We start from the raw sequence: 12,718 nt of genomic DNA on the forward strand, positions 1-12,718 counted from the left end.
CCCAGCCAATGTCAGACGCTGCCCAAAATACGTCGCCGGGCTTCATACCATAAACGGTTGCCATGCTGTATTGCATTGCCACTGCGTGACCGCCATTTTCGCGTACTACGCCTTTGGGTGTGCCTGTCGTGCCTGAGGTATATAAAATATAAAGCGGATCATCTCCATTTACAGGCACCGGATCTGCGCTTGCAGCCGTTTGCATTGCCTGAGTCCAATCTATGTCTCGTTTAGGCTTAAGAGTGGCGGTTACTTGTGGACGCTGATAAATAACGCAGTGTTCTACTTTGTGCGTAGCTAAGTCTATTGCGTTATCAATAAGTGGTTTGTATTCAATAACGCTGTTTACTTCAACACCGCATGAGGCGCTAAGTATAAGTTTGGGCTTGGCATCATCAATGCGTACAGCTAATTCGTGTGCAGCAAACCCACCAAATACCACCGAATGAATAGCACCAAGACGAGCGCACGCCAACATACCAATAACAGCTTGTGGGATCATTGGCATATAAATAACAACGCGGTCGCCTTTTGTAACACCTAACGATTGTATTACGCCTGCAAATCTAGCAACTTCTTGTTGTAGTTGTGAGTAGCTATAAGTTTGCTTTGTATTAGTGACTGGGGAGTCGTAAATCAGTGCAGTTTGCTCGCCAAATCCGGCAATAACGTGTTGGTCTAGTGCTAAAAAACTGGTGTTTAATTGCCCGTCACTAAACCAATGGTAAAGCCCGTCGTCGTCTTGTGTGTATGCTTTTGTGGGGGGGTTATACCACGGAATATTTTTACTTTGTTCGAGCCAAAATTGGGCTGGGTTTTGTTTAAAACCATTATATTGCTGTTTATATTTGCCTGACATGTAAGGCTCCTAAAACTAAATTTGTGTGTGAGAGACCTTACAAAATGTAGGCTTTTTTTAGCAAGCAAGCTATTCGACCTTGGTCGGCTAAAAGTTAATCAATACACTGGTTTTAAAAATACAAAATTGACAACACAAAGCGTGTGGTTCAGCATGGCGGGCAGTAAAAATAAGAGAAAATACGATATGAGTAACGTAGTAAGAGTAGGGGTTGCGGTTATCATAAAGCATCAAAACACAATTTTACTAGGTGAGCGCATTGGCGCGCATGGTGCTAATACATGGGCAACACCTGGTGGACATTTAGAGTTTGGTGAAAGTGTTGAACAATGTGCAATACGAGAAGTGTTTGAAGAAACAGGTTTAAAGGTAAGTAAAGTTACTAAGCTTGATTTTACCAATGATATTTTTACAGCAGAGAACAAACACTATATTACGTTGTATGTAAAAGCTGATTTTGAAGGCGGAGAGCCTGAGCTTAAAGAGCCTAATAAATGTTTAAAGTGGCGCTGGTGCGATATTAATAATCTACCAACGCCACTGTTTACATCACTAAAAAATTACTTATCTGAGGCTGTACTAGCATAGTTATTTTGTTGGCGGTGTCGCTGGGCTTAACTCTAGTTTACTAAAGCTTACTTGAGCGTAATCGCCATTTTGTTTATCTGTAGTCCAATCGCCAGTGCCTAAACAACCTGGGTACCAAATACCTTTAGCGCTCTTAGTGCTACATTGGTTATAAGCGCCGGCTTTAAAGTAATGCCAATCTGCAGCGTAACCATGTGGATGGTCTTTTTCGTCCACTTTGCCATAAGCATCTACGTTATTACCTAAGTTAATAGAGTAGTTAACGTCTTCTTTGCCTTGTGCGCTAAATGTAAGGTGCATAACATTTTTATACACATTGACCGTGTAGCTAAATTCTTCACCTAGTGCAATACCGGCACTGCCAGGCTCATTAGGGTTTTCCCATGTATTACCCCAAACTGGGTAAGTAATGTCTTTACGGTCAGGATTGGTTTTAGGTAAGTTACGTTCGTAGTTCCAAAAAACTGAGCCTGTTTTATGCCCTGGCCATTTTTTGTAATATATTTTAAGTGGCTCATTGCCCCAGCCATAACCAAGCTTGGTATCAATAAGTGCCTGATCTTTACCTGCGTGAATTTGCCCTACAACAACCGAGTAAGCCGCTTTTTTATCAGGATCAGTCGCACGTAGCGCAACGTGATCTACTTTTAACGTTGCTTCCATCTTTCCACCAACAGAGCCAAATCGGTCAGATAGCGGGTGAACAGCTAAAGCAAAGTTGTTTTTAGAGTGTTTAGTTTTAATTTTAGTATTTGATCCACGGATCATTTGTCTAAGTTCACTACGGGTATTAGTAGAGTTAGCACTTGTAAGCGCTTTATTAGGGGAGGTAAATACCATGTAGCCTTTATCATCAAGATAGAAAAAATCAGGGTGTGCGTAAGTCTGAATTTCTTCTACATCTATTTCATCAATTTTACCGTCGTTGTTTAAATCCACTGGTACATTTATTTTCCAGTGTGATAAATCAAACTTTGTTGCAGGTACCGGCGCATCGCTTTTCTGATTAGTGCTTTGGGTACTTGAACAAGCCGTAAAAAGTAGAGGTGTGATAACGGCTAAAGCCGTAAGTTTAAATGTGGATGTATTTTTTATCATTATTGTCTCTGTGTGATGAAGTAAAAATTGCGCGGTACAGGCGTCGCTTAACCTCAATCTAACATACCAATTTAAAAATTAAAACTTACCAATTTGTAGTTTTTTATAATTAATTGTTATTTTAATGACGGTGTTTTGGTTAACCAATAGGGTTGGTTAACGTTATTATGTTATTTAAAATTGTTAAACAGAGGTGTTTTTCATCATATTTGGTAGCGCTTGATGTTTGCTAATATACTTATTTAAATAGGTTTAATTTATAGAAGGAGGAAGAGGGAGTTGCCACTTTTTTAAAATGGCTTGGTATTCGCCACTTACTTTTATAGTTTTTAATGCCTGCGAGATTAAGTTTGCTGTTTTATCGTCAAGCTGATTATTAGCAGCAAAATAGAGTATTGAAGGAAAATCAGCTAAATGAAGTCGTTTAGTTATTAAGTCTGGGTCGAGCCCTGACATTTTTAGTTCATTATCTAAGGTGAGTGTATTCATAAGGACAAAGTCAGTTCTACCCTTATAAAGCATTTGCCATGCCTGCTGATAATAACTAGCTAGTATTAAATTTTTATCTTCTTCAAACCCCATCTTTATTAAATATTTGGCACTCAAATATCCACGAATAGTGCCTACTTTATAAAATTTTGCATGATTTAAATGAGTTACTTCGTCTTTATGGCTTTTTAAACTAACTAGGTAGGCATCAGTAAAGTATACCGCTCCTAACCATTTAAACTGACTTTGCCTAGCGGGAGTTTTTAATAAAGAGAGCATAATTGTGTTTGGATTAGCTGCTAGCTGATGAAAGGCTCGTGCCATTGGCATTATTTCAAATTTAGCTTGTAGCTTTGCTTCTCTTAAAACAGCCTTAGCAATATCAACGGAAGCTCCGTCAGCTTCACCGCTTTTGTTTTTAAAATGGTAAGGGTGTAAATCTTCGGCAATAAAAGTAAGAGAGCTTACTGCCCTTACATTACTGCAAAAAATAAAAACGAAAATGAAAACTACAACACGCAGATACATAAGAGAATCTTTCTAACTACAATACTTTGAGTTTAAAGGGTCTTGTCTGAAATATATACTCAAATGTATAAAATAAGTAAATGAATAGGTATGTAGAGAGTCTATTGCATAATTAAAGAAGTGAAAATTGAACGTGTATTGAGTAAAGTTTTATATACCCACAAGCGCTGTAAAAATAATTGAGCCCTTGTGGGTATATGCAATGATTAAAAGTAGTATTGAATTGCAAATTTAGCCGATGTACTACTTGTATACCAATGTTGGTTTTTAAGTTCAGTACGTATAGATAAATTACGTGATAAGGAGTAATTCCACTTTATTGCAAAGTCACTGTGTTTATCTGCTTGGCCATCTATTAACCATGTTATGTTTGCTGTAAGAGCGAGTTTATGACTGTTATTTATTTGCCATATTGCACCAGCTTCACTACCAATGCCTGTTGTTAGGTTGTCTGTTATGTCACCATTATTAAATTCAACTTGGCCAAGTAAATAGCCGTGTAACGTGTTTGGGTTACCGATTGATTTTCCGTATCCACCTTTAGCAAACCAACGACCTTGTTGAATATTATTATTAGGCTGACGATCAAAGCCCATTTTAAAGTTCCAAGACCAGCTATCAAACACGCGGTTATCGGGTGCAAGTGACATAGCATCTAATAAATAAAAATGCTCAAGTCGCGTGTTACCCTTATCGCTTATGGCTCCTTCAATATCAAAAAAGCTAATTTGAGCACCAGGAATAAATCCAGCTGAGCTATCTAATAAATCATGGTATGCAAGGCGATACGCAAAGCTTGTTAAGTCACTTTGATGGGCATACTCAGTTCTTCCAAGCGTTACTTTAGAAGAGCCATGACCTTGCTCTGGAGAAGCAATAGGACGACTTGGCTTAGTAAATGGCGAAGCTACTTTATATTTGCTGCGCATTAGTAGTAGCTTAGTTAGTCGCGGTGCAATTTCTTCACGCTTTAATGCTTTATCGTAAAATTCAAAATTTAACCATTCATACGCCATTTCTAATATTGCGACTAATTGCGACTGTGAGTAATTACGAGTATTGAGGGAGCCACCTTGCATTAACTCTCTTGCATCATCAAGTTGTTCGTTAGTCATTTGAGTAGAGTAATGGTAAAGCTTAGTGCCAAAAGCAGGGCGGTAATTAGGAGTTTGTAGTAAGTTGTTATTTCTTAGTACTGCGACGGTATCTGATGGAATAGCTTGCATATTAAATGACGATGTTAAATCAAGGTCCTCTTGTGCGAGTTGTAATAATGCAAGTAATTGGTAGGAGCAGTTTTCATCAATAAAAAAGTAATCAAATGTAGCTGATTGTAGCTCCCATAAGTGCAATAAAATAAGCTCTACTTGTGGCTCAGATAAATTAAGTTTGTATTCCCAAATATCACGAGATTCTAAATCATTATATTCGCGTACTTTTTTATAGTACGGCATAAGCGAAAATTTACCAGGATAGCTGCCAATCAGGCCTTTTAGTGCGTACATAGCTGCATTGTCTGAGCCGTTTGGTTCTGCTGCAAAATTAACTGCGAATGCGAGCAACTCTTTATGGCGGGTCTGATCTTTTGCATCAATACGAAGTAAGGTGTGACCAAACATTGATGATGGGCTATTCATAAATGCAGTAGGAAAAACTAACGTAACCCCTTTTGGGTTGATTATTTTTTGCCACGCCTGAAGCTCTGGGCAATTAAGCGCGGGCCAGTTATTTTTAATTTTTGTTTTTAGCCATTTATAGCGTGCTGGAAACCGACAGCGAGATTGTGTTGTTTTTGGGTCAGTATTTTTACCACTAAATGCGGCTATAGTGGCTTCAAGTTCGTCCAGTGGACTTGTTTTACCTATAGGAGATAAAAAAAACTCAGCACTATCTACTTCACTTTTCCAACCACCTAATGTGGCCCCACGGTAATGACCTAATTTGAGCCAGTAAGGGTCGGTTGCTAAGGTGTCATTTTTAAAACTTTGAGCGTTTACGTAAGTACTAAACAGCGCAATTGATAAAACAAAGAATATTTTTTTCATAATCACTAAACAATAAAAGCCGCTAGAGAAATACTCCAGCGGCTTTATTTATACGTATAAAACCGGCTAATTTAGCTGATTAAGAAAGAGTATAAGAAGCAAGTTGTGCGTTACTTGCAAGAACAGTGTTTAGGTTTTCTAAAACTGTTTGCGAAGTTACGTTTTCAGAAGTAAATACTGAAGAAAACTGTGCTTGAGCAAGCGCGTTGAATGCTGCTTTATCTTGATCTGCAACACCCCAAGCTTCAGCTAGAGTAGCTAAAGTTTCGCCTTCACCTTTTGACATATCACGAGCAAGTTGCTCCATGTTACCGTCAATGAATAAAGCAATTTTTTCTGAAGACGTTACTGTACCAGTACCATCACAACCTAAAGTACCAAAAGTGATACCAAAAGTTTGGTTACCAGAAGTACCGTTTGTTGTAGCGCCTAAAATTTTAACGCCTTTACCTTGCTGACCTGCAAATAACATAGAACCAAGACCACAACCAATATCTTGGTCAGCCATTGCATTTGAGAAAGGTAGTAAAGATAGTGCAGCTACTGCGATTAGTTTTTTCATTTTCATAAATCCATATATGATTGTCTTTATTTAGGGTAAATAAAGTTCGCGAAAGATTCTAACAGACTTGCAGAGAAAAAGAACAGCTTAAAACATGAATATTTTACACTCTAATTTCTCTACTATATTAAAGCGAATGCAGGGAGAAACTAGACCAGTTCAATAATTTTTTATTGAACTGGTGGTGGTTTTTTACTTCTTGGGGCACCTAACAAAATACAGGTATGGCAAATACATACAGATAAAAATGCACTAATACCTAGTGCACCACCGTAGCCGTCAAGTTTTGGTACAAGAAATTCAAATAATATTGAAAATAAAACAGATGAGCTTGCTACCGTATAAATACCAAAACGATGCGGGGCGCTCATGCCAATAAATGTACCGCCAAAAAATATAATCGCGTATAAATCGGGGTTTAAATTCAATGCGCTAAAAATTAAGTAAGTAATAATAGAAAGTGAAGAGGATGCTCTTATACCATCAAAGCGACTATGTTTAGCTAGGTAAAACGTTAAAAAAGCACCAAGCAGTACAAGTAATGGGTATTCAATACTCATAGTACGATTCCTTTAGCTAATACAAAAAGTGCCACGCTTGCAAAAGCGACACTGCCAAGTTTGCCACCAAAGCCTGTAAACATATTCATAGTAAGCACATACAAACTTGAGCCAATAAGCGAAATAATAGCAATTTCCCAGTAACTGGTAATTAAATGGGTTGAACACATACCGGCAAAACTACCAGCATAAATTGCAGCATAAGGATGGTTTTTATAACGCGCAGGAAAAGGAATAAAAGAGCCAATAAGCCCCGTTAGCGCGGCAGAAATTACTAAAGGCAGTGCAAAAGTAGTGTGCATAGCAAAGCAAGCTACAAAGCCTAAAAAGAAAGTAATGAATTTTAAAAGTAAGAATTTAATCATAGCGGCGCATTTTAAACTAATCCTTTTGCGCTTTCTAATACTCTCTAACAAATAAATGTTATAAGTAATTACACATTTAAAAAGCGTGTTTTTTAAACGACTCTTAGGTATTAAATATGCTTAATAGCGTTGCTGTTAATGTTCTATAAATCACAAATTATGTATAATGGCGATAATTTAATGTATTAAAGTGTTAACCAAGGGTTATTTATGTCTAACTGTTTGCATCTGGCTATTCCGGCTGGCGATTTAAAAGTGGCTAAAGCGTTTTATTGTGACGTACTAGGCTGTAAAACGGGTAATAGTGAAGAAGGTCGCTGGGTAGATATAGATTTTTGGGGCAATGAACTTACCTTACACCAAAGCGTTGAGCGCCTACCAACAGTTCGCCATGATGTTGATATGGGAGCTGTGGCAGTACCTCACTTTGGGATTCACCTATCTGAAGATGAATTTAACGGGTTAAAAACACGTATTGAAGATGCGGGTATTGAATACCTAGATAAACCATACCGCCGTTTTATTGGTGATGAGTTTGAGCAAGAAACGTTTTTTATTGAAGATCCAAATGGCAATGTGCTTGAAATGAAAACCATGGTAAACCCAGAGGTTTTATTTAAAAAAGTATAAATGCTGTTGCTTAAGTTAAGCTAAAAAACCACTTCAATAAGTGGTTTTTTTATAACTATTAATCAGTGTTTTGATAAATTAGTTAATATTTACAGGTAAAAAAATTACGCTACATACATGATTTTTATTCACTCTACAATATAAGTATAGACACCTAGACTTAATTTCAGCTCTCATATTTTATTGTTATTTATGCTGCTTAAACTCATAATTGCACCTTTGCTTATTTTACTAATAACATTCGCCCAAAAACGCTTTGGTAGTTTTGTTAGCGGCATAATTCCTGGTTTGCCTATTACCTCTGGCCTATTTCTTATTTTATAGCATTAGAACAAGGTAAATTATTTGCAGCTAACTCAGCGGTGGCCTCTCTTTATGGTATGAGCGGTATAGGCTTATTTTGTTTTAGTTACTTGGTTGTTTCACAAAGATTTGGAATGCTTAAATCGCTTTTTACAGCGTTGAGTATTTGGTGTGTATTTAGCGTTATTACTTTATTTTTACCAGTGAATATTATTGTGGCGAGGGTGATTTCGCTTTGTATTTTACTCGGTTTAGCTATTATCTCTACAAGGCTAAATATATCAGTTGATGCAAAACCATTAAATGCCCGCTGGGAGCTTTTGGTAAAATGATATTAGTGACGGGCTTTATCGTACTTGTTACGTTTATATCACAGCATATAGGGTCTGCGTGGAGCGGTTAATCTCTACCTTTCCGGTTATTTTAGCGGTAATGGGTAGTGTTGCCCACTTTATTGGCAAACAAGCCTCAACGTTATTTACTATTATTTTTAGCCACTATATAAACCGTAAGCAGTTTGCTAAGCCAGCTACGGTTTTAAATACTTAAAGCTAGCTATCAACTAAAGTGAGCGGCTTTACTTTACGCTGTAGTTTTTCATGATACATAGCGGTGTCGCCGGCTTTTAAAATTTCGTCAATATTTTTAGGAGGCTCACTAAATACGCTGCTACCAATGCTTGCCTTTATAGCAATAGGCTGGTCGTTATGCGTGATGGCGAGTTTATCTAACTCTATTTTTAGATGGTGTGTTTTTGGGCTTACTTGCGCTTTGCTGTAAAAGTGGGCAAGTACTACAAATTCATCGCCGCCTAAGCGGCCGACTGCATCGCTGGTGCGTACAATACTTTTTAAACTGGCGGCTACTTTACATAAAGCTTCATCGCCTACGGCATGCCCATAATTGTCGTTTATCTGTTTAAAGTCATCTAAATCTATATACATTAAACATAAAACTCCGCCTTTTTTTGCATGCAGCTCAATCAGCTCTGATGATTTTTTACCCCAGCCACGGCGGTTTAAAATGCCACAAAGGTGATCGTAATCGGCTTCGGTTTCGGCGCGTTTTTGTGCGATTCGCATACGGCTAATACGCCTAGAAACAGCTACTGCTAGTAAAAATGACTCCACAGCGAAAGCCATAATAAATCCGTAACGTTGCATAAATGGGCTTTGATTAATAAGTAATACTCTAAATATCATGCTTACGAGCACCAAGCTCAATGCTACAAAAACAAGCGTTGCTTCGCGTATTCCTTTGCGAGCCTGTTGTGCCGCTAAAACAAAAATAACAGTCACAATAATTAATGAGCCGTAAGCCATGATGTTGCCAGCTATTTGCCAAATCAAAGTGTTACTGAACAATATTTTTATTAAAGAAAAGCACATAACAATACCGGCCATAATTTTTAAAATCTTACTTGTTTTTGGCCATCTATTGTTTAATTCAAGTAATGCGCACATAAACCATGTAGCACTGAGTACTGTTAAACCTATGCTGAGTAAGTATAAATCAAATAGGAGTGATGAAACGTGGTCAGTTATAAATAAATAGAGTTGGCCTTCTTGAAGCAAAATAAAGCTGCCAATACAAAAAATATAAGCGCTGTATAGCTTAAATATCTTGTCGTGAAGCCTGTAGCCCATTATAAATACGTAAAAAATGAGTGTGATACACAGCCCATAAAAAGCACCCATAATGAGATTATGTTGCTGTGTTTCTTTAAAAAAAACTTGTGTATTTTGCCACTTAAAGCGTGGTGTATAGTTAAGTTTTGACTCAACTGTAATAATGGCTGTAAAGTTTCCTGAGTCCATTAAAAATGCCACTTGTGCCGATTTTAATGGCTGCTTTATTACACCGTTTTGCTGCCATGTAAAATCATCAAGACCTGGGCGCAAAAACGAAAGTACGCCGCCACGCTGTAACAAGCAGTTAAGCTGAAATTGGTTTGTACCGCGTTTTGCCTGAAGTTCAGAAGTTGTATTAGGTTGTAAAGATGATGGAGGGGACTGACTATTTAAGGGGGTAATATCGCAAAAATCGCCTGCATTGCTATTAAATGCTATTAAGTAAATAAAAAAAAGAAATACGTATTTAGCACCTCCGTGTAAAATATTAGGAACTGTATTTTTATGATATTTTTTGTCAGCCATAAGCACTTCCAAGCTCAACTACATTTTTTTATACTAGCAGAGCCCACCTATTTAGCTATTAGTTAATTAGTTAAATTAACTGTGTAATTGAGTTAATACTTCGCTAGGTGTTTTATTAAAGTGGCGTTTAAATTCGCGGCTAAATTGCGATGGGCTGGTATAGCCAACCTTTAATGCAGCTTCGTTGGCTTTACTTCCACTAGTGGTTATAAGCTCTTTAGCCTTAGCTAAGCGTACTTTTTTTAAATACTGTAGCGGGGATTCAAACGTAACTTGCCTAAAAGCACGATGAAACGACGATACGCTCATGTTTACATCTTCAGCTAACCCTTCAACCGTAATTTGATTGGCATAACTACTATGCATAGTTGAGAGCGTGCGGGCGATACGTGCATAATGCCCATCATGCATAGCAAGCCCTATTAAAGTATGTCCTTGTGGACCACAAAGTACGCGATATACCAATTCTTTTACTATATCCTCGCCAAAAATGTCAGCCTCAATGGGGTTATTTAAAACAGTTAATAACCTATGAGTAACGAGCTCCATTGCTGTATCTAGAGTTGCCGACTGTACTGCGCCAATTTGTGCAGACGACGATAACGCTGAAAGAGGCTTATGCTGCATTATTTGATTAACGAGTTTGTGTAGCATTGCAGGGTTTATATCTATGGCAATGCCCATAACGGGTAAGTCGTTATCAGTAAATGCTTCACACTCTAATGGCACCGGTACGCCAAGGACTAAGTAGTCGCCTGCGCCGTATTTTATTTGATGTTCAGGAAAGTGAATTATTTTATGACCTTGCCCAACAATAATAATACCTGAGTTATATATAAGCGGCTGGCGCGGCGAGCTTTTAGTTGCTCGATGAAAATACACGCCTGGAATGATAGTTTCCATGGTGCCTTCAAAGCTGAGTAATTGATTATGCTCGGCGTATTGTTGCAACATATTGGCTATGGTGGGCATAAAAGGCATCTTTAATTGAGTGTATTTTGCGTAAAATAACAACGTTGGTAGTTTTAGGCAAGCTTTTGCGAGTTATTGGGCTTTTTTTATGTTTGTTTTGCTACTAATATGCACTCATTGAAATTTGGCTTAGCTAGTAACTAAGCATTCTATTTAGTATTTAACCGTCACCTAGGAGCAAAATAATGAAATTTAGCTACGTAAATCCAACTCTTATCCAATTCGGTCAGCAACAAATTGCGGCACTATCTGATTTGATCGCAAAAGATCAAAAAGTACTTGTAGTGTACGGCGGCGGTTCAATTAAAAAGAACGGCGTGTACGACCAAGTTGCAGCAGCACTTGAAGGCTTTGACTGGGTTGAGTTTTCGGGCGTTGGCGCTAACCCAACAATTGAAGTGCTAGACCAAGCAGTAAAAATTTGTAAAGAACAAGACATCGACTTTGTATTAGGCGTAGGCGGCGGTTCAGTAATCGACGGCGTTAAATACATTGCCGCATCAGCCGTTTATGATGGCGAAGGTTGGGATATTCCTACTGGTAAGCATACTATTACTAGCGCATTACCAATCGGTGCAATATTAACATTGCCAGCAACGGGTTCTGAATCTAACCAAAACTCAGTTGTGAGCAAAGAAGCAACGAAGCAAAAACTACCGTTTGCATCACCAGAAGTACTTCCTAAATTTGCGATTATGGACCCTGATGTAATGAAAACATTACCGCAGCGCCAACTTGTGAATGGCTTAGTAGATGCATGGGTTCACACCTGTGAGCAGTACCTAACATTCCCTGAAACAGCATTAGTTCAAGAAGGTTACGCTGAAGCACTTTTAAGAACGCTTAAAACTTTAGGTGATAACTTTGAAAACCAAGATGACGCATGGCGTGCAAACCTTATGTGGGCTGCTAACCAAGCACTTAATGGTTTAATTGGTTCTGGTGTATCGCAAGATTGGGCAACACACATGATTGGCCACGAGCTTACAGCCGCTTACGGTGTTGATCATGCACGTTCACTTGCTATTGTTCAGCCTTCTTTATTACGTAACCAATTTGCAGTTAAAAAAGCAAAGCTTGAGCAAATGGGTAAAAACGTATTTGGTCTTGAGCAATCTGAAGATTTAGCAGAGAAAACAATTGCAGCAATTGAGGCGTTTTACCATAGCCTCGACGTAGCGACCCAGCTTACTGAACATGGCGATGATAAAGCCGCTGCTATTGACAATATTATTGGCAAACTTGAAGCTCACGGCATGGTTGCTCTAGGCGAAAACCAAGCTATTACGCTAAAAGAAAGCCGCGAAATTTTAGAGCAAGCGGTTGCTTAATTTTCAAAGCTAAGCGCTTACTTAAATATACTAGGGCGTGTTGATCTTTGGTGGGTGAATTTGCAGCAGTATGTTTGGTTTTTAGGCAAGGCGGAGCCTATGTAGTGTGGTTATTCCCCATGAATAGGCGATAACGCAGCATAAATACCAAACATGCGCTGCCCTTTGGGTTCTTTCTAGGGACGATTAACTCTTTGTTGCTCGGTTTTTACTTAGCCCACTAGGTTACAAA

At 38.3% G+C, this 12,718-nt stretch carries 14 protein-coding genes; 5 read left to right on the forward strand and 9 right to left on the reverse strand.

Translation table 11 applies throughout. The features are described 5' to 3' along the window. Positions 1–859: AMP-binding protein (locus L652_RS0105455; protein WP_024603353.1), on the reverse strand; the 859-nt coding region annotated here is incomplete at its 3' end. A gap of 186 nt (positions 860–1,045) precedes the next feature. Between L652_RS0105455 and L652_RS0105460 the strand changes: the two genes are divergently transcribed. Next, a complete protein-coding gene (locus L652_RS0105460; RefSeq protein WP_024596686.1) occupies positions 1,046–1,447 on the forward strand; it encodes an NUDIX hydrolase in 402 nt (133 codons plus the stop codon). On the opposite strand, the gene L652_RS0105465 is transcribed toward L652_RS0105460, so the two are convergent. From L652_RS0105465 to L652_RS0105490, 6 genes are all read right to left on the reverse strand, one after another. Continuing rightward, the gene (locus tag L652_RS0105465; RefSeq protein WP_024596685.1) at positions 1,448–2,545 is read right to left on the reverse strand and encodes a polysaccharide lyase family 7 protein; all 1,098 of its coding nucleotides are present in this window, start codon (positions 2,543–2,545) and stop codon (positions 1,448–1,450) included. A gap of 252 nt (positions 2,546–2,797) precedes the next feature. Continuing rightward, on the reverse strand, positions 2,798–3,562 hold the full coding sequence (locus L652_RS0105470; protein WP_024596684.1) for a transporter substrate-binding domain-containing protein: 765 nt from the start codon (positions 3,560–3,562) through the stop codon (positions 2,798–2,800). A gap of 206 nt (positions 3,563–3,768) precedes the next feature. Beyond that, a complete protein-coding gene (locus L652_RS0105475; RefSeq protein ID WP_024596683.1) occupies positions 3,769–5,607 on the reverse strand; it encodes a DUF4105 domain-containing protein in 1,839 nt (612 codons plus the stop codon). A gap of 79 nt (positions 5,608–5,686) precedes the next feature. Continuing rightward, the gene (locus L652_RS0105480) at positions 5,687–6,169 is read right to left on the reverse strand and encodes a DUF3015 domain-containing protein (protein ID WP_002962856.1); all 483 of its coding nucleotides are present in this window, start codon (positions 6,167–6,169) and stop codon (positions 5,687–5,689) included. A gap of 170 nt (positions 6,170–6,339) precedes the next feature. Continuing rightward, on the reverse strand, positions 6,340–6,729 hold the full coding sequence (locus L652_RS0105485; protein ID WP_024596682.1) for a hypothetical protein: 390 nt from the start codon (positions 6,727–6,729) through the stop codon (positions 6,340–6,342). After that, on the reverse strand, positions 6,726–7,031 hold the full coding sequence (locus L652_RS0105490) for a hypothetical protein (protein ID WP_002962854.1): 306 nt from the start codon (positions 7,029–7,031) through the stop codon (positions 6,726–6,728). Before L652_RS0105490 ends, L652_RS0105485 begins: the two co-directional genes overlap by 4 nt. A gap of 273 nt (positions 7,032–7,304) precedes the next feature. Between L652_RS0105490 and L652_RS0105495 the strand changes: the two genes are divergently transcribed. The 3 genes from L652_RS0105495 (at position 7,305) to L652_RS1000000125310 (ending at position 8,576) form a co-directional block, all read left to right on the forward strand. Beyond that, entirely contained in the window at positions 7,305–7,724 is a 420-nt protein-coding gene (locus tag L652_RS0105495; RefSeq protein ID WP_010554617.1) for a VOC family protein, read from the forward strand. 437 nt (positions 7,725–8,161) lie between these two features. Beyond that, positions 8,162–8,359: a hypothetical protein gene (locus L652_RS1000000125305; RefSeq protein WP_240915878.1), complete on the forward strand. Its 198-nt coding sequence runs from the start codon at positions 8,162–8,164 to the stop codon at positions 8,357–8,359. 58 nt (positions 8,360–8,417) lie between these two features. Continuing rightward, the gene (locus L652_RS1000000125310) at positions 8,418–8,576 is read left to right on the forward strand and encodes a hypothetical protein (protein ID WP_240915877.1); all 159 of its coding nucleotides are present in this window, start codon (positions 8,418–8,420) and stop codon (positions 8,574–8,576) included. 2 nt (positions 8,577–8,578) lie between these two features. Here the strand turns inward: L652_RS1000000125310 and L652_RS0105505 are convergent, their stop codons facing one another. Beyond that, the gene (locus L652_RS0105505; protein WP_024596681.1) at positions 8,579–10,183 is read right to left on the reverse strand and encodes a diguanylate cyclase; all 1,605 of its coding nucleotides are present in this window, start codon (positions 10,181–10,183) and stop codon (positions 8,579–8,581) included. A gap of 75 nt (positions 10,184–10,258) precedes the next feature. Then, positions 10,259–11,155, reverse strand: coding sequence for an AraC family transcriptional regulator (locus L652_RS0105510; protein ID WP_024596680.1), 897 nt, complete (start codon positions 11,153–11,155; stop codon positions 10,259–10,261). Between the two features lie 185 nt (positions 11,156–11,340). Here L652_RS0105510 and L652_RS0105515 point away from each other — a divergent pair, with 185 nt between their 5' ends. Next, positions 11,341–12,486, forward strand: coding sequence for an iron-containing alcohol dehydrogenase (locus L652_RS0105515; RefSeq protein ID WP_002962851.1), 1,146 nt, complete (start codon positions 11,341–11,343; stop codon positions 12,484–12,486). Positions 12,487–12,718 lie beyond the last annotated feature (232 nt).

It is taken from the genome of Pseudoalteromonas sp. TB25, assembly GCF_000497995.1.
Lineage (GTDB): Bacteria > Pseudomonadota > Gammaproteobacteria > Enterobacterales > Alteromonadaceae > Pseudoalteromonas > Pseudoalteromonas distincta.